Origin of the sequence: Cupriavidus oxalaticus, from assembly GCF_016894385.1 — a bacterium.
In the GTDB taxonomy this organism is placed as follows: Bacteria; Pseudomonadota; Gammaproteobacteria; order Burkholderiales; family Burkholderiaceae; genus Cupriavidus; species Cupriavidus oxalaticus.
Genome location: NZ_CP069812.1, coordinates 95,275 through 113,301 on the forward strand (window position 1 = coordinate 95,275; position 18,027 = coordinate 113,301).

Below are 18,027 nucleotides of genomic sequence, written 5' to 3' on the forward strand. Positions count from 1 at the left end.
GGCAGGCAACCGTGGGGCGCCGCAAGGCCTTGATACACCTGATAAAATCGGTCCTCTTTGGCCAGCATCGGCCACAGCAGCGCCCGCCGCCGGTTCAACAATCGCGCGCCGGCCGCCTTTCCAGAGTTCCCCGCCATGAGTGCCCCTGAATCCCGCGCGGCCGCACCGCGCCCCTACACCCGGGCAGCCGAGTTGCCCCGGCTGCTGCAAGAACGCATCCTGATCCTGGATGGCGCCATGGGCACCATGATCCAGCGCTACAAGCTGACCGAGGCCGACTACCGCGGCGAGCGCTTCGCCGAACACACGGTGGACGTGAAGGGCAACAACGAACTGCTGCTGCTGACGCGCCCGCAGGTCATCAGCGAAATCCATGAGCAATACCTGGCCGCCGGCGCCGACCTGATCGAGACCAATACCTTCGGCGCCACGCGCGTGGCGCAGGAAGACTACAAGATGGCCGATCTCGCGTACGAGATGAACGTCGAGGCCGCGCGCCTGGCGCGCGCCGCCTGCGACAAGTACAGCACGCCCGACAAGCCGCGCTTTGTCGCCGGCGCCTTCGGCCCGACGCCCAAGACCGCCAGCATCTCGCCCGACGTGAACGACCCCGGCGCGCGCAACGTCACCTTCGAGGAACTGCGCCAGTCGTACTACGAGCAGGGCAAGGCGCTGCTCGAAGGCGGCGCCGACGTGTTCCTGGTCGAAACCATCTTCGATACGCTCAATGCCAAGGCCGCGCTGTTCGCCATCGACCAGCTGTTCGAGGACACCGGCGAACGTGTGCCGGTGATGATCTCGGGCACCGTGACCGATGCCTCGGGCCGGATCCTGTCGGGCCAGACCGTGGAAGCGTTCTGGAACAGCCTGCGCCACGCCAGGCCGGTCACCTTCGGGCTGAACTGCGCGTTGGGCGCCACGCTGATGCGCCCCTATATCGCCGAGCTGGCCAAGGTGTGCGATGCCGCGGTGTCGTGCTATCCGAACGCGGGTTTGCCGAACCCGATGAGCGACACGGGCTTCGACGAAACGCCGGAAGTCACCTCCGCGCTGGTCGACGAGTTCGCCGCTTCCGGGCTGGTGAACCTGGTGGGCGGCTGCTGCGGCACCACCCCCGAGCATATCGCCGCCATCGCCCAGCGCGTGGCCGACAAGAAACCCCGCACCTGGCCCGGCCAGTACCGCGACGCCGCCTGAGCCGGAGCCCGAGAACATGAGCGAGAACAAACTGCCCCCGCGCCCGATGCGCCTGTCCGGCCTCGAGCCCTTTACCATCGACGACGACACGCTGTTCGTCAACGTCGGCGAGCGCACCAACGTGACCGGCTCCAAGGCCTTCGCGCGGATGATCCTGAACGGCCAGTTCGACGAGGCGCTGGCGGTGGCCCGCCAGCAGGTCGAGAACGGCGCGCAGATCATCGACATCAATATGGACGAGGCCATGCTGGACTCGAAGGCCGCGATGGTTCGCTTCCTGAACCTGATCGCCTCCGAGCCGGACATCGCGCGCGTGCCGATCATGCTCGACTCGTCCAAGTGGGACGTGATCGAGGCCGGCCTGCAGTGCGTGCAGGGCAAGCCGGTGGTGAACTCGATCTCGCTGAAGGAAGGCGAGGAGCAGTTCCGCCATCACGCCGGGCTGATCCGCCGCTACGGCGCGGCCAGCGTGGTGATGGCCTTCGACGAGAAGGGCCAGGCCGATACCTTCGAACGCAAGACCGAGATCTGCAAGCGCAGCTACGACATCCTGGTCAACGAGGTCGGCTTCCCGCCCGAGGACATCATCTTCGACCCGAATATCTTCGCGGTCGCGACCGGCATCGAGGAGCACAACAACTACGCCGTGGACTTCATCGAAGCCACGCGCTGGATCAAGCAGAACCTGCCGTACGCCAAGGTGAGCGGCGGCGTGTCCAACGTGTCGTTCTCGTTCCGCGGCAACGACGTGGTGCGCGAGGCGATCCACACCGTGTTCCTGTACCACGCCATCGGCGCGGGCATGGACATGGGCATCGTCAACGCCGGCCAGCTCGGCGTGTATGACCAGCTCGATCCCGAGCTGCGCGAGCGCGTGGAAGACGTGGTGCTCAATCGCCGCGAGGATTCCACCGACCGCCTGCTGGAAATCGCCGACCGCTTCAAGGGCGGCGGCGCCAAGAAGGAAGAGAACCTGGCCTGGCGCGGCACGCCCGAGCAGCCGGTGCCCGTGGGCGAGCGCCTGGCGCACGCGCTGGTGCATGGCATCACCACCTTCATCGTCGAAGACACCGAGGAAGTCCGGCAGCAGGTCGCCGCGCGCGGCGGCCGTCCGATCGAGGTGATCGAGGGCCCGCTGATGGACGGCATGAACATCGTCGGCGACCTGTTCGGCGCCGGCAAGATGTTCCTGCCGCAGGTGGTCAAGAGCGCGCGCGTGATGAAGCAGGCGGTGGCGCACCTGCTGCCCTTCATCGAGGAAGAAAAGCGCCTGCTGGCCGAGGCCGGCGGCGATGTGCGCGCGCGCGGCAAGATCGTGATCGCCACCGTGAAGGGCGACGTGCACGACATCGGCAAGAACATCGTGTCGGTGGTGCTCCAGTGCAATAATTTCGAGGTCGTCAACATGGGCGTGATGGTCCCGTGCAACGAGATCCTGGCCAAGGCCAAGGTCGAAGGCGCGGACATCGTCGGCCTGTCCGGGCTGATCACGCCGTCGCTGGAAGAAATGGCCTACGTCGCGTCCGAGATGCAGCGCGACGACTATTTCCGCGTGAAGAAGATCCCGCTGCTGATCGGCGGCGCCACCACCTCGCGCGTGCATACCGCGGTCAAGATCGCGCCCAACTACGAAGGGCCGGTGGTGTACGTGCCGGACGCCTCGCGCTCGGTGAGCGTGGCGTCGAGCCTGCTGTCGGATGAAGGCGCGGCCAGGTACCTGGACGATCTGAAGACCGACTACGACCGCATCCGCACCCAGCACGCCAACAAGAAGGCCACGCCGATGGTGACGCTGGCGCAGGCGCGCGCCAACAAGACGCCGATCGACTGGAGCGGCTACGTGCCGCCGAAGCCGAAGTTCATCGGCCGCCGCGTGTTCCGCAACTACGACCTGGCCGAGCTGGCCAACTACATCGACTGGGGTCCGTTCTTCCAGACCTGGGACCTCGCCGGCAAATTCCCCGACATCCTCAACGACGAGATCGTCGGCGAGTCGGCGCGCAAGGTGTTCTCGGATGGCAAGGCGATGCTGTCGCGCCTGATCCAGGGCCGCTGGCTGACCGCCAACGGCGTGATCGCGCTGCTGCCGGCCAACACCGTCAACGACGACGATATCGAGATCTACACCGACGAGACCCGCAGCAAGGTCGCGCTGACCTGGCACAACGTGCGCCAGCAGAGCGAGCGCCCGGTGGTGGACGGCGTGCGCCGGCCTAACCGCTGCCTCGCGGACTTTGTCGCGCCCAAGGACAGCGGCATTGCCGACTACGTGGGCATGTTTGCCGTCACCGCGGGCCTCGGCGTCGACAAGAAGGAAGCCCAGTTCGAGGCCGACCACGACGACTACAGCGCGATCATGCTGAAGGCACTGGCCGACCGCTTCGCCGAAGCCTTTGCCGAATGCCTGCACGAGCGCGTGCGCAAGGACCTGTGGGGCTACGACGCGGCCGAGCAGCTCTCCAACGAGCAGCTGATCGCCGAGTCGTACCGCGGCATCCGCCCGGCGCCCGGCTACCCCGCCTGCCCCGAGCACACCGTCAAGGGCCCGATGTTCCAGTTCCTCGACGCGGCGGAGATCGGCATGGGCATCACCGAGTCGCTGGCGATGACGCCGGCCGCTTCGGTCAGCGGCTTCTACCTCGCGCACCCGGAGTCGACCTACTTCACCATCGGCAAGATCGGCCAGGACCAGTTGGACGACATGGTGGCGCGCCGGCACGAAGAACGCGCCACGCTGGAGCGCGCGCTCGCGCCCAACCTGTAACGGGGTGCGACGGCAGGGCGCCGGCCACCGCCGCGCGACCCTGCCGCCAGCCCGTTGATGTCACAGGGGATTTCCTCGCGCGATGGCTTCCCGGCCCGCTCGTGGCGTTGTATCCGGCGCCTCACAACTCCTTACAGAGCCTTTCAATCCCTCACAGACCGGCGCAGGTGCGCTCCCTAGACTGAGGGCTCGATTCACGCAAACACCAGCGCGTGAACACCGCGACGAATGTTTCGCCGCGGGGCATCCTGAAAGGAGTCTGTCCATGAAGAAACTGCTGCTCTCCCTGTCCGCCCTGTCGATCGCCGCCGCTTCCTCGCTGGCCATGGCCCAAGGTACTACGGGTGTGGGCGCCGGCGCGAAGGCCGACGTCGGCGCATCGGTGACCGCGCCCTCGCCCACTGCCGCCACGCAGGGGGCGTTGAATACGGCGGGCAGCGCCGCCACGGGTGCCACCACCGGCGCCACCAGCGCCGCCGAAAAGGGCCTGTCGACCGCGGGCGCTGCAACCGACAAGGGCGTGTCGGCAGCGGGCAGCGCGGCTGACAAGGGCCTGTCGACTGCCGGCGCGGCGGTCGAGAAGGGCGCGAGCACCTCGGCAGACGCCAAGGCCGAAGCCGGCAGCAAGGCCAAGGGCAAGCACTCCACCAAGTCGGCCAAGAAGTCCAAGACGGACGCGAGCGTCGGCGCGGGCGCCGAGGCGGGTGCCAAGGTGCAGTAAGCTCGCCGCCAGCCGGCACAGGCGCGCAGGCCTCGATGGCCTGACGCGCTGCAGCAAAGCGGGACGGACTCCAGGCCGTCCCGCTTTGCTTTTGTACGTCATGCCTCGCACCCTTGGCCCGCAGGCCGGTCCATGTGCGCTCTACGCGTTGTGGCCGCGCATCATGTCAGCCTGACACCGACAGCCCGCGCGCGCGGCCGGCACTACAATGACAGCAACGCAAGCGGTTCCGCCTGCACCCGACTGCACCGGGCAATGTGCCGGTCCGTTCAACCCCGTGGAGCCCCTCATGATCCGCGTCCTGATCGCCGACGATCACGAGATTGTGCGTGCCGGGCTGCGACAGTTCATTTCCGACGAGCCCGACATCCAGGTGACTGGCGAAGCCGGCAGCGGCGACGAAGTCATGGCGCAGCTGCGCGACGCCGAATTCGATGTGCTGGTCCTGGATATCTCGATGCCGGACCGCAACGGCATCGATGTGCTCAAGCTGATCCGGCAACGCAAGCCCGACCTGCCGGTGCTGATCCTGTCCACCTACCCGGAAGACCAGTACGCCATCAACCTGATCCGTGCCGGCGCTTCAGGCTACCTGACCAAGGAAAGCGCCCCCGACGATCTCGTCAAGGCCATCCGCACGGTGGCACAGGGGCGGCGCTATGTCAGCGCCACGGTGGCCGACCTGCTGATCGGCGGGCTCGACAAGCCGACCGAGCAGCCGGTGCACCAGATGCTGTCCGAGCGCGAGTTCCAGATCTTCTGCAAGCTCTCGCGCGGGCAGTCGGTGTCGGTGATCGCCGACGAATTGTTTCTCAGCGTCAAGACCGTCAGTACCTATCGTTCCCGCATCCTGGAGAAAATGGGCATGAAGACCAACGCTGACCTGACTTACTACGCCATCAAGAACGGCCTGGTCGAGTAGCGGCACGGCGCGGGCCGCATCGCGGCCTGCGCGGGATCGCACCGGACCGGGCCTGCCAACCAGAACATGTCGGAGCAGGCTTCGAACACTTCCTACCGGGCGCTGAGCATACTGCTGATCGAAGACTCGGCGGTCCTGCGGGGCATGCTGCTCGAATACCTGAAGGATTTCCCGTTTATCGAGAACGTGGACTGCGCCGACACGGAAGCCATGGCGCTGCGCCTGCTCGACGCCGGCAAGTACGACGTCGCCATCGTCGACCTGCAGCTGCGCCAGGGCAACGGCATCAATGTGCTGCGCGCCATGCAGCGCAAAGGCACGGACACCGTGCGCATCGTCTACACCAACCACGCCCAGGTGCAGATGTACCGAAGCCAGTGCGCCGCCGCGGGCGCCGATTATTTCTTCGACAAGTCGCTCGAGCTGGAGCAGGTGTTCCGCGTGATCGAGGAGCACGCGGCGACGGCGTCCTGATCCTCCAGCACAACTCCGGCAGCACCATTCACGCAGCACGCAGCACGCAGCACGCAGCACGCATCAGGCGCGCGCAGGCTCCTCGCCTTCCGGCTCCTCCGCCGGCGCCAGCACCGATGCGGTCAGCGGCACCTCGATGCGGATGCGCACGCCCGCGTGCGCCGACGAGTCGATCTGCATGCTGCCGCCGAGCGCGGTGACGCGCTGCTCCATGCCCAGCAGGCCGTGGTGGCCGGCGGTGCTGCCGGCGTCGAAGTCGGGCGGCAGGCCCTTGCCGTCGTCGCGCACGGTCAGCGTCAGCAGTTCGCCGCCGCATGCCAGGCAGACCTCGACGCGCCTGGCTTCCGAGTACTTGCTGGCGTTGGTCAGCGATTCCTGCACGATCCGGTACAGCGCGATCGCGGCTTCGTCGCGCAGTGCCGGCAGGTCCTCGGGCACGCTCACATTGGTTTCCCAGCCGTTGCGCGCGCCGACTTCCTCCACCAGCTGGTACACCGCGGCGCGCAGGCCGAGGTTGAGCAGCACGGTGGGGCGCAGGTCCTCGATCAGGCGGCGCTTGATCTGGATACCCTGGTCGACGTGCAGCATCACCCGCGTCAGGCGCTCGGCGCCTTGCGGATGCGCCTGCTGGATCTGGCGCCGCACCCAGTGCAGGTCGAGCTTGATGGCGGTCAGGATCGCACCCAGCTCGTCGTGCAGCTCGCGCGCCAGCCGGGTCTTCTCGTCTTCGGTGACGCGCTGGAGGTGGGCCGCCAGCGCCGACAGCTGGCGCGTGCGCGCGCGCACCTTGCGGTCCAGCTTGGCGCTTTCCTCTTCCAGCTGCGCGCGCACCGCCTCGGCCATGGACAGGCGCTTGGCGTGGCCCACGCCGACCGCCAGCAGCAGGATGATGTTGATCGCGGTCAGCAGGCCGATGCCATAGCGCGACAGCTGCACATCGTTCTCCGCGCCTTCCAGCCGGTGCGAGACCGAGCCCGCCTCGCGCGCCTGCAGCTGGTCGAGCCCGCGGCGCGCATTGTCCATGGTCTGCTTGCCGTAGTCGGTGCGGACCAGGTCCAGCGCCACTTCCAGGTCGCGCTTGCCGTAGACGAGCGTCAGCGCCATCTCGTTGAGCTTGCTGTGGATCAGCCTGGAGGTGTCGCCGAACATCTTCAGCCCCTCCGGGTCGTTGGCGTAGTCCGCGCGGATCTGCGCCATCAGCTCGGCAATGCGCGGCAGCCCCTTGTAGTAGGGCTCGAGATAGCTTTCCTTGCCGGTCAGCAGGAAGCCGCGCTGGCCGGCCTCCGCATTGACCAGTTCGCCGTTTAGCGCGGCCAGCTCGGTCTGCACGCGCTGCGAGCGGATCACGTCGGTGTAGCTCTCGCGCAGGCGGATATTGCCGGTTTCCGAGGCCACCAGCACCGCCAGCATCAACACGATGCCGCCCGCGAGCAACAGCGTATGAGGAAGAAATGACTGCTTGAACATGGGGGCATCTTTCCTGTAGTTGGGGCGCGCCGCTTGCCCGCGCAGCGCCAGGGAGCGCCCATGGAATCACATCGATCCGCAGGGGTCAACCTTGGTGCTGCGGGCGTGCCGCACCCGTACGGCCGTGTTGTAGGACTCGGCTGACAGCCGAATCGGCTCGCTGTCGGTATTGGCGCGGCGGCAGGCTTCCTACGATGAGGCTATGAGCTTGCACCTTGTGGCGCAAGTCTTCACTTGGGCCCCGGGCCAGTGCCGGCCCGGTCAGCCACCTTCGGGAGCCTAGCCATGCTGCACTATGCACTCGTATTTTTTGTCATCGCCCTGATCGCGGCGATCTTCGGCTTCGGCGGTATTGCTGCCGGCGCCGTGGAAATCGCCAAGATCCTGTTCTTCATCTTCCTGGTCGTGGCGCTGGTGGCCGCGGTGATGGGCCTGGTCCGCAGGCGATAGCGCCGGCCGCGCGCCGGCTCCTGTGCTGATCGCAACCTGAGGAGACCCCATGCTGACCCAGAACCCCAAAGTCCGGAAGGAACTGAACCACTTGTCCGACAGTGCCGATAGCGCCATCCGCCATATCAAGCACGCCGCGCGCGATTCGCGCGAGGCCGCCGCGCCGCTTTCCGGCGAGGTCAAGGGGCTGATCGCCCAGCTGGAGCACACCATCGAAGTGCTGGCGCGGGAAGGCTCGGCCGAAAGCCTGCGTGCCGGCCAGCGGCTGCGCGACCGTGCCAGCGAGATGGCGCACCGGCTGCGCGACCAGACCACCGACGGCATGATGCGCGCCCGCGAGCGGATGGACGGCGCGGTCGAACATTCGCGCCAGCGGGTCGTCGAATCGCCGCTCAAGGCCGTGGCGATCGCCGCAGCCATCGGTGCGGTGCTCGGCCTGCTGCTGGCCAATGGCCGCCACCACGAAGACGAGTAGGCCCGGCGGCAACGGGCCCGGCGCTGCCGGGCCCCTGAAAGCATTCCCCCCTTTCCGGCGCCCTCGTCCGGAAGCCCGGCAACCAGCGCGGTGCCGGGCGTCTTTTTTTGTGTGCGCCGCGCCTGCGGCGGCGCGCCCGGGGCTGCCTTGCCTGCGGGCTACACCCCCCACAGGACGTTGGTCCCTTCCCGCTGCGAGGCGCGCAGCATGTCCAGGAAGGGATAGGCGCGCTGCCCCAGGTGCAGCGGCTCTTCCTCGTCTTCATCGACTCCGGACTTGCCTTCCACGGCCGTGCCGGCGGGATGGTCGCGGCGCGCGTCGGTCACTGCCGCCTCCAGCTTCTGGATCGCGCGTGGCAGTTCTTCGACGGTGATCACCCCTCGTTCCCCGAGATGCTTGCCGATGATGCCCAGCAGCGTGATGGCCAGATCCTTCATCATGATCAGGTCTTGCGCAGCGTGGGATTTGAAGGTGATCAGCATGGTGTGGTTTCCTTTTCCGGACGTGCGGGGGACGGCGTTCCCGGGGACGGGCCGCCGCATGGATTGTGGCCCGGGGCCATCTTCGCGCATGATGTCAGCATAGCACCTGATAAAATTCCGCGTTCCCGATTCCAATGCCTGCTATGCGGCGCGGCGTACCTTTGCCGTCACATGCTGCTTCAGGGCGTTGGCGTCGCGTTCAAGCCGCTCGGACGAGCCGGCTGAACGCGACGCCTGAATACTTGCCCACAGGGCTTCCGACATCCATGCTGCCTGTTCAGACCTCCAATCTCGCCGCTGCGTTCACCGATGCCGTGCGTGCGCTCGCCCCGGCCGATGCCTCCCTGCCCGCCGTCACGTTCGAGCGGCCCAAGGCGGCCGCCCACGGCGACCTCGCCTGCAACGTCGCCATGCAGGTCGCGCGCGCGCTCAAGAGCAATCCGCGCGAGCTGGCGCAGCGCATCGTCGCCGCGGTGCAGGCCGATGCGCGCGCGCAGGGCCTGGTCGAGGCCATGGAGATCGCCGGTCCCGGCTTCATCAACCTGCGCCTGAGCGCGGCCGCCAAGGCCGACGTGCTGCGCGCGGTGCTGAGCGAGGGCGACCACTACGGCGCGCGCGAGCGCGGCGTGCACGGCCAGGTGCTGGTCGAGTTCGTCTCGGCCAACCCGACCGGCCCGCTGCACGTCGGGCACGGGCGCCAGGCGGCGCTGGGCGACGCCCTCGCCAACCTGCTGTCGTGGCAGGGCTTCCATGTCCACCGCGAGTTCTACTACAACGACGCCGGCGTGCAGATCCAGACCCTGGCGCTGTCGGTGCAGGCGCGCGCGCGCGGCCTGAAGCCGGGCGACGCCAGCTGGCCCGAGTCGGCCTACAACGGCGACTACATCGCCGACATCGCCGCCGACTTCCTCGCCGGCAAGACCGTCAGCGCCTCGGACGGCGAGCCGGTGACCGCGTCGGGCAACGTCGAGGACATCGACTCGATCCGCAAGTTCGCCGTGACCTACCTGCGCAACGAGCAGGACATCGACCTGCAGGCCTTCGGCGTCAAGTTCGACCGCTACTACCTGGAGTCGTCGCTGTACAGCGACGGCCGCGTGGAAGCCGCGGTGCAGTCGCTGGTCGCCCGGGGCAAGACCTACGAGAGCGAAGGCGCGCTGTGGCTGCGCACCACCGACGACGGCGACGACAAGGACCGCGTCATGAAGAAGACCGACGGCACCTACACGTATTTCGTGCCGGACGTGGCCTACCACACCACCAAGTGGGAGCGCGGCTTCACCAAGGTCATCAACGTGCAGGGCAGCGACCACCACGGCACCATCGCGCGTGTGCGCGCCGGCCTGCAGGGGCTGGACATGGGGATTCCCAAGGGCTATCCCGACTACGTGCTGCACAAGATGGTCACCGTGATGAAGAACGGCGAGGAGGTCAAGATCTCCAAGCGCGCCGGCTCGTACGTCACGGTGCGCGACCTGATCGAATGGTCCAACGGCGGTGATGAAAGCATTCGCGGCTGCCTGGAGCAGGGCGTGGCCGACTGGCCGGAGCACTTCACCCGCGGCCGCGACGCGGTGCGCTTCTTCCTGCTGTCGCGCAAGGCCGATACCGAGTTCGTGTTCGACGTCGACCTGGCGCTCAAGCAGAACGACGAGAACCCGGTGTACTACGTGCAGTACGCCCACGCCCGCATCTGCTCGATCTTCGAGTCGTGGGGCGGCGCCGAATGGGAAAGCCGCCTGGCCGAGCTGGCCGGCGCCGACCTGTCGGCCGTGACCGGCCCCGAGGCCAGCGCCCAGGCGCAGGCGCTGGGCCGCCGCCTGGCCGAGTTCCCGGACATGCTGTCGGCCGCCGCCTCGGAGCTGGCGCCGCATGCGGTCGCCTTCTACCTGCGCGACCTGGCCGGCGATTTCCACGCCTTCTACAATGCCGACCGCGTGCTGGTCGATGACGAGGCGGTCAAGCGCGCCCGGCTGGCGCTGCTGGCCGCGACGCGCCAGGTGCTGCGCAACGGCCTGGCGGTGATCGGCGTCTCGGCGCCGCGCCGCATGTAACCGATGGGCGCAAAGAAGGGCGCAAAGAAGGGCGTACAGGGCCGCCCGGCGGTGGCCCTATAATCCCGGCATCACCTAAGAGGACTTCATGCAACAGCAACGCAAGCGCGATGCGCGCAAGGCCCGCCGCAGCCAGCAGCGCGGCGGGACGTTCCTGGGCCTTGTGCTCGGGCTGATCGTCGGGCTGGCCATCGCCGTGGTGGTCGCCCTGTACATCACCAAGTCGCCGACGCCGTTCCAGCAGAAGAACGCGCCGCGGCCGAGCGAGCCGGGCAATGTCGCCAGCCAGCTGCCGCCGCCGGCGCAGCGCGCCGACCAGGGCCCGAGCGACCCGAACAAGCCGCTGTGGAGCAAGACGCCGGCCAAGCCGGTGGGCCAGGCGCCCGAGCCGGAGCCCAAGGCGGGCACCCAGCCGAGCCAGCAGAACGGGCACCAGAACGGCCAGCCGCCGGTGGCGGTCACCCGCCCGGCGGAGAAGCCTGTTGAAAAGCCGGTCGAAAAACCCGCCGACAAGCCGGTCGCCACCAAGCCGGCCGAGAAGCCGGTGTCCGACCCGATCGCCGAGATCGCCCAGGCCGACGCCAACAAGGTCGGCTACCTGCTGCAGGTGGGCGCGTTCCGCTCGGCCGACGACGCCGACCGCCAGAAGGCCAACCTGGCGATGCAGGGCTTCGAGGCCCGCATCACCGAGCGCGACGTCAACGGCGTCAAGATGTACCGCGTGCGCATGGGGCCGTACAACCGCATCGAAGACATGAACAAGACGCGCGAGCGGCTGCAGTCGCAGGGCTTCGAGGCGTCCGTGATCCGCTTCACCAAGCAGTAAGCCGGCGTATCCGCCACGAACGCCACCAGAACGGCGATAAATACGCCGTAACCAACGCAACACCCTTGTCACCACCGCGGCCGGCGCCCGGGCTGAACCGGACGCCGCCGCCGCGGTCATACGCTCATCGACCCAACCGCAAGGCCGCACCAAGATGAAGAAACTCGCCGCATTGTTCGCCATGTTCGCCGCCGTGGGCGGCCTGCTGATGTCCGCGCCGTCCCAGGCAGCCCCCACCGAGGGCAAGGAATACCACGTCCTGAAGGCACCGCAGCCGGTCACGCCGGGCAAGATCGAGGTCACCGAGTTCTTCTGGTACGGCTGCCCGCACTGCTTCGAATTCGAGCCCGACCTGGAGGCCTGGGTCAAGAAGCAGGGCGGCAACGTCGTGTTCAAGCGCGTGCCGGTCGCCTTCCGCGACGACCTGCTGCCGCACACCAAGATCTTCTATGCGCTCGAAGCCATCGGCAAGCTCGACGCCATGAACATGAAGGTCTTCAACGCCATCCACGTCGAGCGCAAGCGCCTGCTCGACAGCAACGAGATCGCCGACTTCATGGCCAAGAACGGTGTCGACCGCAAGGCGTTCCTGGACGCGTATAACTCGTTTACGGTGACCACCAACGCGCAGCGCGCCAACAAGATCGCCGACGCCTACAAGATCGACGGCGTGCCGACCGTGGTGGTGCAGGGCAAGTACGTGACCTCGCCGTCGATCACCGGCAACAAGCAGGGCGCGATCCAGACCATGGATTACCTGGTGGAGCAGGTGAAGGCGAAGAAGATGTAAATCCGACTGGCGGCCTTCCCTAAGCCGCCGGTTTTCTCCCCTCTCCCGCTCGCGGGAGAGGGAGCCCGCCAGTGGTATTGTCAGGGGATCCGCAACTTCTCTGCACCCCGACGATGCGTCCCCTCAAAGTCTTCCTCACCGGCGCCTCCAGCGGACTCGGCCAGGCTCTTGCGCGCGAATACGCGTCGCAGGGCGCCATCCTCGGGCTGGTGGCCCGGCGCGAAGATGCGCTGCGCGAATTCGTGGCGACGCTGCCCAACCCGGGCGCGGTGCGCGTCTACGGCGCCGATGTGCGCGATGCCGACGCGATGGCGCGCGCGGCGGAAGACTTTCTCGGCCATTTCGGCTGTCCGGACGTGGTGATCGCCAATGCCGGCGTCTCGGTCGGCACCGTCGCCAGCGAGCGCGAGGACCTCGACGCCTTCCGGCAGGTGATGGACACCAACTGGTTCGGCGTGCTGACCACGTTCCAGCCTTTCCTGCACGCGATGCAGCAGCGCGAGCCCGGCCCCGGCGGCCGGCGCGGCACGCTGGTCGGCATTGCCAGCGTCGCCGGCGTGCGCGGGCTGCCGGGTGCCGGTGCGTACAGCGCGTCGAAGTCCGCGGTGATCAAGCTGCTGGAGAGCCTGCGGCTGGAGCAGCGCCCGCTTGGCATCCGCGTGGTCACGATCGCGCCGGGCTATATCCGCACGCCGATGACCGCGAAGAACCCGTACCGGATGCCGTTCCTGACCGATGCCGACGTATTTGCGCGCAAGGCCGCGCGCGTGATCGCCGCCGGCCGGCGCTTCCGCGTGATCCCGTGGCAGATGGGCGTGGTGGCGGCGCTGATGCACGTGATGCCGCGCTGGCTGTACGACATGGTGGCGACCGGCGCGCCGCGCAAGCCGCGGCGCGGGGAAAGCAAGGAGCCCTGACCATGTGGACCGATGCCATTGGCCAGCAGCACGCCGCGGCAAGCGGCGAGGTGCGCATTGCCTCGCTGGTGCCATCGGTGACCGAGCTGCTGTTCGCGCTCGGGCTGGCGCCGCAGATGGTGGCGCGCACCGGCTTCTGCATCCACCCGGAACCGGCCGTGCGCGCGGTGCCCAAGGTCGGCGGCACCAAGGACGTCAGGGTGGCGCGGCTGCGCGAGCTGGCGCCCACGCATGTGGTAGTCAATATCGACGAGAACCGGCGCGAGACCGTCGACGAGATCCGCGCCTTCGTGCCCAACGTGATCGTCACGCATCCGTGCGCGCCGGAAGATAACCTGCCGCTGTACCGGCTGCTGGGCGGCATTTTTGGCCGTCATACCGAGGCCGAATCGCTGTGCGCGGCCTTGCAGGCCGAGCTGGATGCCATCCGCGCGCGTGCCTGGCCGGCGCGCCGCGTGCTTTACGCGATCTGGCAGGATCCCTGGATGACGGTGTCGCGCGACACCTATATCAGCCGCATGCTGGCGCTGGCCAACTGGCAGACCTGGCCGGGCGGCGCAGGCGCCGTGCAGGCGTGCGAGGGCGGCGACTGCAGCCGCCCCAACGCGCCCGGCGAGCGCTATCCCACCTTCCGCTGGAGCGATGCGCTGGTGCGCGAGCTCGACCTGGTGCTGCTGTCGACCGAGCCCTATCGCTTCACCGAAGACCACGCCGACGCGCTCGAGCGCCAGCTCGGCAAGCCGGTGCTGCTGGTCGACGGCGAGATGCTGTCGTGGTATGGCAGCCGCGCGGTGGCTGGCGTGCGCTACCTGGCGGCGCTGGCGGCCGCCAACTGACTTGCGCGATCAGGCGGCCCGGAAGCGGTACACGCCGTCGCCGTCCAGCTGCCGCACCAGCTCGCCGCGGTGCCACAGGCAGTGCAGGTGCGCCAGCGACTCGCCCATGGCGAAGGTCATCTGGTGGATGTCGAACTGGCGCTTGAAGATCACGCTGACGGTATCGTGCGCGCAGCACGGCTTCTCGCGGCAGGCCTCCAGCGTTTCGGCGAGACGGTCGGCGTGATGCTCACGCAGCTGCATGATGCGGGTATGCAGGTTGCGGAACGGGCGGCCGTGCGAGGGCAGGATCAGCACGTCCTGCGGCAGCGGCTCGTAGCGGGTGAGCGAATCCAGGTAGAGCTGCAGCGAATTGCCTTCCGGCTCCATGTCGAACACGCTGACATTGGTCGAGATGCGCGGCAGTACCATGTCGCCGGACACCAGCACGTTGGTCGCTTCGTTGTACAGTGCCACGTGCTCGGGCGAATGGCCGAAGCCGGTGATCACGCGCCAGCCCGAGGTGGCCGCATCGGTGCCGATCCGCACCGTGTCGCCTTCCATCAGCCGGCGATACTGCGCCGGCAGGTCGGGCACCAGCGACGGGTAGTAGGTCTTGCGCGCGCGCAGCTTTTCCTGGCTGTCGGGATCGGTCAGGCCATGCCGCGCGAAGTGCGCGGCGGCCGCGTCGCCGCCCGCGCTGGAACCGGCGCCGGTGCCGGTGCCCATCACGCGCGCGCTCATGTAGTCACCCAGGCTCATCCACAGCCGCGCGTCGAAGCGCTTGCACAGCCAGTGCGCCAGGCCGACGTGGTCGGGATGGCTGTGCGTCACCAGCACGCGCACCACCGGCAGCCCTTCCAGCTCGTTGGCGAAGATGGTTTCCCAATGCGCCTTGATGGTGTCGTTGGTGATGCCGCAGTCGATGATGGTCCAGCCGTCGCGCCCGTCCAGGCGGTCGCGCAGCAGCCACAGGTTGATATGGTCGAGCGCGAACGGCAGCGGCATGCGCAGCCAGTAGACGCCGGGGGCGACTTCCTGCCTGGTGCCGGGCTCGGGCATGGTGTCGCCGAACGGGTATTGGAGCTGGTGTTCGAGTGCGTTCATGAGGAGTCTCTGGTTCGAAGCCTTGTGCCGGGCGGGGGCAGGCAGGCTTTCTCGTTGCGGCGCGCGGGCGTAACGTTCCTGTTCGCGCCAGTTGCCAGTCGCCAGGGTTGACGCTAACGTAAACGTCAACTCTGGCGGTTCGTCTCCATCTTAAGCGAAAACTTGACTTCGCAACGAACGACCGTTCACTTTACTGGGCGCACCCATGGCAGTCACGCAATCTCCCGCCTCCGCAACCTACACCATCACCGACCTCGCCCGCGAGTTCGATGTCACGCCCCGCGCCATCCGCTTCTACGAAGACCAGGGCCTGCTGGCCCCCGAGCGCGAAGGCCCGGGCGGCCGCAAGCGGGTCTACAACAGCCGCGAGCGGACCCGGCTGAAGCTGACGCTGCGCGGCAAGCGGTTAGGGCTCACTCTCAATGAGATCCGTGAAATCCTGGATCTTTACGAGTCGCCGCGCGACACCGCCCCGCAACTCGAACGCTTCCTGCACGCGCTTGCCGCCCACCGCGGCGCACTGGAGCGGCAGATGGAAGATTTGCAGGCGCAACTTGCCGAGATCGACCAGCATGAGCGTCACTGCAGGGATCTGTTGGCCGCGCAGACCGGCGGCAAGCCCGTGGCACCGGAGGGCGGCGATGCGCCGGCCCGGAAGCGATCGGCCTGATGCATCACCTGGCACGGCTTCCGTGCCGATTCGGATTGACGTTTACGTAAACGTAAATAGAATACTCCAACACCTCCACACCGGAACCAAGCCATGACGTCTGCCAACGCCAGTGCCCTGCTCGCTGAACGCGCCGTACCCGCCGAACCCGAAGCGCTGTCCGCCGCGCGTGCCGATGCCATCGCCACCAGTTTCTCGCGCCAGGGGCTGATGACCAGCTTCGGCGCCACGCTGCAGCGGGTGGAGCGCGGGGAGGTCGAAATCGCGATGCCGTGGTCCGACGGCGTGACCCAGCAGCATGGTTTCTTCCACGGCGGCGTAGTCGGCGCGCTGGCCGACAGCGCCTGCGGCTATGCCGCGCTGTCGATGGTGGGCGAGGGCGAGGCGGGCCTGACCGCCGAATACAAGATCAACCTGCTGTCCCCCGCGCAAGGCGAACGCCTGGTCGCGGTGGGGCGGGTGCTGAAGCCCGGGCGCACGCTGATCGTGGCGCAGGGCGAGGTCTACGTAGAACAGCAGGGCCGCCGCAAGCAGGTGGCCACCATGCTGATGACGCTGTGCGTGGTCAAGACCCTGGACCACGTCTGAAGCACTGACACATACCGAATCCAACAGGAGACCGACATGACCGAACTGCCAGGCCTGAAATTCGATCTGGGCGAAGACATCGAGATGCTGCGCAACTCCGTGCGCGACTGGGCCCAGGCCGAACTTGCCCCGCGCGCCGGCGAGATCGACCGCACCGACCAGTTCCCGATGGACGCCTGGAAGAAGATGGGCGACCTCGGCGTGCTCGGCATCACGGTGGCCGAGGAATACGGCGGCGCCAACATGGGCTACCTGGCGCACATGATCGCAATGGAAGAGATCAGCCGCGCGTCGGCCTCGGTGGGCCTGTCGTACGGCGCGCACTCCAACCTGTGCGTGAACCAGATCCACCGCAACGGCACGCCGGCGCAGAAGGCGAAGTACCTGCCCAAGCTGGTGTCGGGCGAGTGGATCGGCGCGCTGGCGATGAGCGAGCCCAACGCCGGCTCCGACGTGGTCAGCATGAAGCTGCGCGCTCAGCTGAAGGGCGACCGCTACGTGCTCAACGGCACCAAGATGTGGATCACCAACGGCCCGGACTGCGACGTGCTGGTGGTGTACGCCAAGACCGAGCCCGAGCTGGGCGCGCGCGGCATGACCGCCTTTATCGTCGAGAAGGGCATGAAGGGCTTCTCGGTGGCGCAGAAGCTGGACAAGCTGGGCATGCGCGGCTCGCACACCGGCGAGCTGGTGTTCGAGGACGTGGAAGTGCCGGTGGAGAACATCCTGGGCGCCGAGAACGGCGGCGCCAGGGTGCTGATGAGCGGGCTGGACTACGAGCGCGCGGTGCTGTCGGGCGGCCCGGTCGGCATCATGCAGGCGTGCATGGACGTGGTCACGCCGTACATCCACGACCGCAAGCAGTTCGGCCAGAGCATCGGCGAGTTCCAGCTGATCCAGGGCAAGGTGGCGGACATGTACACCACGCTGCAGGCGGCGCGCAGCTACCTGTACACGGTCGGCAAGAACCTGGACGCGCTCGGCAGCGACCACGTGCGCCAGGTGCGCAAGGACTGCGCCGCGGTGATCCTGTACACGGCGGAAAAGGCCACCTGGATGGCGGGCGAGACCGTGCAGATCCTGGGCGGCAACGGCTATATCAACGAGTACCCGGCCGGGCGCCTGTGGCGCGACGCCAAGCTGTACGAGATCGGCGCCGGCACCTCGGAGATCCGCCGCATGCTGATCGGCCGCGAACTGTTCGCGGAAACGATGTAAGCGGCGTGCCCGGGGGCGCCGGAATCACCTCCGGCGCCCCCGGACATCCGGAGCGCTCCCCGGAACCCATTTACAATCTCACTACCCGTC

General features: G+C 67.6%; 18 protein-coding genes. 15 read left to right on the plus strand and 3 right to left on the minus strand.

Translation table 11 applies throughout. The features are described 5' to 3' along the window. Positions 1-135: 135 nt before the first annotated feature. The 5 genes from JTE92_RS12770 (at position 136) to JTE92_RS12790 (ending at position 6,078) form a co-directional block, all read left to right on the plus strand. Positions 136-1,197 (plus strand): homocysteine S-methyltransferase family protein, encoded by a 1,062-nt coding sequence (locus JTE92_RS12770; protein ID WP_063240055.1) that lies wholly within the window; start codon positions 136-138, stop codon positions 1,195-1,197. Positions 1,198-1,213: 16 nt separating this feature from the next. Next, the gene (gene metH, locus JTE92_RS12775) at positions 1,214-3,961 is read left to right on the plus strand and encodes a methionine synthase (protein ID WP_063239892.1); all 2,748 of its coding nucleotides are present in this window, start codon (positions 1,214-1,216) and stop codon (positions 3,959-3,961) included. Between the two features lie 265 nt (positions 3,962-4,226). Beyond that, positions 4,227-4,682: a hypothetical protein gene (locus JTE92_RS12780; protein ID WP_063239891.1), complete on the plus strand. Its 456-nt coding sequence runs from the start codon at positions 4,227-4,229 to the stop codon at positions 4,680-4,682. 289 nt (positions 4,683-4,971) lie between these two features. Further along, entirely contained in the window at positions 4,972-5,604 is a 633-nt protein-coding gene (locus JTE92_RS12785; protein WP_063239890.1) for a response regulator, read from the plus strand. A 66-nt stretch (positions 5,605-5,670) separates the two neighbouring features. Further along, the gene (locus JTE92_RS12790; protein ID WP_063239889.1) at positions 5,671-6,078 is read left to right on the plus strand and encodes a response regulator; all 408 of its coding nucleotides are present in this window, start codon (positions 5,671-5,673) and stop codon (positions 6,076-6,078) included. 63 nt (positions 6,079-6,141) lie between these two features. Here JTE92_RS12790 and JTE92_RS12795 read toward each other — a convergent pair whose 3' ends face one another. After that, complete coding sequence (locus JTE92_RS12795) at positions 6,142-7,545, minus strand: sensor histidine kinase (RefSeq protein ID WP_063239888.1); 1,404 nt, start codon at positions 7,543-7,545, stop codon at positions 6,142-6,144. 285 nt (positions 7,546-7,830) lie between these two features. Between JTE92_RS12795 and JTE92_RS12800 the strand changes: the two genes are divergently transcribed. Continuing rightward, positions 7,831-7,995: a DUF1328 domain-containing protein gene (locus JTE92_RS12800; protein ID WP_029047756.1), complete on the plus strand. Its 165-nt coding sequence runs from the start codon at positions 7,831-7,833 to the stop codon at positions 7,993-7,995. A gap of 49 nt (positions 7,996-8,044) precedes the next feature. Further along, complete coding sequence (locus JTE92_RS12805; RefSeq protein WP_063239887.1) at positions 8,045-8,470, plus strand: DUF883 family protein; 426 nt, start codon at positions 8,045-8,047, stop codon at positions 8,468-8,470. A 158-nt stretch (positions 8,471-8,628) separates the two neighbouring features. Here the strand turns inward: JTE92_RS12805 and JTE92_RS12810 are convergent, their stop codons facing one another. After that, positions 8,629-8,952: a DUF1840 domain-containing protein gene (locus tag JTE92_RS12810; protein WP_063239886.1), complete on the minus strand. Its 324-nt coding sequence runs from the start codon at positions 8,950-8,952 to the stop codon at positions 8,629-8,631. Between the two features lie 266 nt (positions 8,953-9,218). Here JTE92_RS12810 and argS point away from each other — a divergent pair, with 266 nt between their 5' ends. The 5 genes from argS to JTE92_RS12835 all read left to right on the plus strand — a co-directional run bounded on the left by argS (position 9,219) and on the right by JTE92_RS12835 (position 14,375). Then, entirely contained in the window at positions 9,219-11,006 is a 1,788-nt protein-coding gene (gene argS, locus JTE92_RS12815; protein ID WP_063239885.1) for an arginine--tRNA ligase, read from the plus strand. 88 nt (positions 11,007-11,094) lie between these two features. Continuing rightward, on the plus strand, positions 11,095-11,832 hold the full coding sequence (locus JTE92_RS12820; protein WP_063239884.1) for an SPOR domain-containing protein: 738 nt from the start codon (positions 11,095-11,097) through the stop codon (positions 11,830-11,832). A gap of 154 nt (positions 11,833-11,986) precedes the next feature. After that, positions 11,987-12,622: a thiol:disulfide interchange protein DsbA/DsbL gene (locus JTE92_RS12825; protein ID WP_063239883.1), complete on the plus strand. Its 636-nt coding sequence runs from the start codon at positions 11,987-11,989 to the stop codon at positions 12,620-12,622. A gap of 113 nt (positions 12,623-12,735) precedes the next feature. Further along, positions 12,736-13,539: an SDR family oxidoreductase gene (locus JTE92_RS12830; RefSeq protein WP_063239882.1), complete on the plus strand. Its 804-nt coding sequence runs from the start codon at positions 12,736-12,738 to the stop codon at positions 13,537-13,539. Positions 13,540-13,541: 2 nt separating this feature from the next. After that, positions 13,542-14,375 (plus strand): helical backbone metal receptor, encoded by an 834-nt coding sequence (locus JTE92_RS12835; protein WP_063239881.1) that lies wholly within the window; start codon positions 13,542-13,544, stop codon positions 14,373-14,375. A gap of 9 nt (positions 14,376-14,384) precedes the next feature. On the opposite strand, the gene JTE92_RS12840 is transcribed toward JTE92_RS12835, so the two are convergent. After that, positions 14,385-15,461, minus strand: coding sequence for an MBL fold metallo-hydrolase (locus JTE92_RS12840; protein ID WP_063239880.1), 1,077 nt, complete (start codon positions 15,459-15,461; stop codon positions 14,385-14,387). A gap of 205 nt (positions 15,462-15,666) precedes the next feature. Here JTE92_RS12840 and JTE92_RS12845 point away from each other — a divergent pair, with 205 nt between their 5' ends. The 3 genes from JTE92_RS12845 to JTE92_RS12855 all read left to right on the plus strand — a co-directional run bounded on the left by JTE92_RS12845 (position 15,667) and on the right by JTE92_RS12855 (position 17,937). Beyond that, positions 15,667-16,131 carry a MerR family transcriptional regulator gene (locus JTE92_RS12845; RefSeq protein ID WP_063239879.1) on the plus strand — a complete coding sequence of 155 codons (465 nt, stop codon included), beginning with the start codon at positions 15,667-15,669 and terminating at the stop codon, positions 16,129-16,131. Positions 16,132-16,224: 93 nt separating this feature from the next. Continuing rightward, entirely contained in the window at positions 16,225-16,719 is a 495-nt protein-coding gene (locus tag JTE92_RS12850) for a PaaI family thioesterase (protein WP_063239878.1), read from the plus strand. 36 nt (positions 16,720-16,755) lie between these two features. Beyond that, the gene (locus JTE92_RS12855) at positions 16,756-17,937 is read left to right on the plus strand and encodes an isovaleryl-CoA dehydrogenase (RefSeq protein WP_063239877.1); all 1,182 of its coding nucleotides are present in this window, start codon (positions 16,756-16,758) and stop codon (positions 17,935-17,937) included. Positions 17,938-18,027 lie beyond the last annotated feature (90 nt).

Excerpts from the sequence above, each read along its gene's own strand:
- JTE92_RS12855 (WP_063239877.1), top strand. The coding sequence starts at position 16,756 with ATGACCGAACTGCCAGGCCTGAAATTCGATCTGGGCGAAGACATCGAG.
- JTE92_RS12785 (WP_063239890.1), top strand. The coding sequence starts at position 4,972 with ATGATCCGCGTCCTGATCGCCGACGATCACGAGATTGTGCGTGCCGGG.
- JTE92_RS12805 (WP_063239887.1), top strand. The coding sequence starts at position 8,045 with ATGCTGACCCAGAACCCCAAAGTCCGGAAGGAACTGAACCACTTGTCC.
- JTE92_RS12835 (WP_063239881.1), top strand. The coding sequence starts at position 13,542 with ATGTGGACCGATGCCATTGGCCAGCAGCACGCCGCGGCAAGCGGCGAG.
- JTE92_RS12825 (WP_063239883.1), top strand. The coding sequence starts at position 11,987 with ATGAAGAAACTCGCCGCATTGTTCGCCATGTTCGCCGCCGTGGGCGGC.
- JTE92_RS12840 (WP_063239880.1), bottom strand. The coding sequence starts at position 15,461 with ATGAACGCACTCGAACACCAGCTCCAATACCCGTTCGGCGACACCATG.
- JTE92_RS12850 (WP_063239878.1), top strand. The coding sequence starts at position 16,225 with ATGACGTCTGCCAACGCCAGTGCCCTGCTCGCTGAACGCGCCGTACCC.
- JTE92_RS12800 (WP_029047756.1), top strand. The coding sequence starts at position 7,831 with ATGCTGCACTATGCACTCGTATTTTTTGTCATCGCCCTGATCGCGGCG.
- JTE92_RS12780 (WP_063239891.1), top strand. The coding sequence starts at position 4,227 with ATGAAGAAACTGCTGCTCTCCCTGTCCGCCCTGTCGATCGCCGCCGCT.
- JTE92_RS12830 (WP_063239882.1), top strand. The coding sequence starts at position 12,736 with ATGCGTCCCCTCAAAGTCTTCCTCACCGGCGCCTCCAGCGGACTCGGC.
- argS (WP_063239885.1), top strand. The coding sequence starts at position 9,219 with ATGCTGCCTGTTCAGACCTCCAATCTCGCCGCTGCGTTCACCGATGCC.
- JTE92_RS12820 (WP_063239884.1), top strand. The coding sequence starts at position 11,095 with ATGCAACAGCAACGCAAGCGCGATGCGCGCAAGGCCCGCCGCAGCCAG.
- JTE92_RS12770 (WP_063240055.1), top strand. The coding sequence starts at position 136 with ATGAGTGCCCCTGAATCCCGCGCGGCCGCACCGCGCCCCTACACCCGG.
- JTE92_RS12810 (WP_063239886.1), bottom strand. The coding sequence starts at position 8,952 with ATGCTGATCACCTTCAAATCCCACGCTGCGCAAGACCTGATCATGATG.
- JTE92_RS12790 (WP_063239889.1), top strand. The coding sequence starts at position 5,671 with ATGTCGGAGCAGGCTTCGAACACTTCCTACCGGGCGCTGAGCATACTG.
- JTE92_RS12845 (WP_063239879.1), top strand. The coding sequence starts at position 15,667 with ATGGCAGTCACGCAATCTCCCGCCTCCGCAACCTACACCATCACCGAC.
- metH (WP_063239892.1), top strand. The coding sequence starts at position 1,214 with ATGAGCGAGAACAAACTGCCCCCGCGCCCGATGCGCCTGTCCGGCCTC.
- JTE92_RS12795 (WP_063239888.1), bottom strand. The coding sequence starts at position 7,545 with ATGTTCAAGCAGTCATTTCTTCCTCATACGCTGTTGCTCGCGGGCGGC.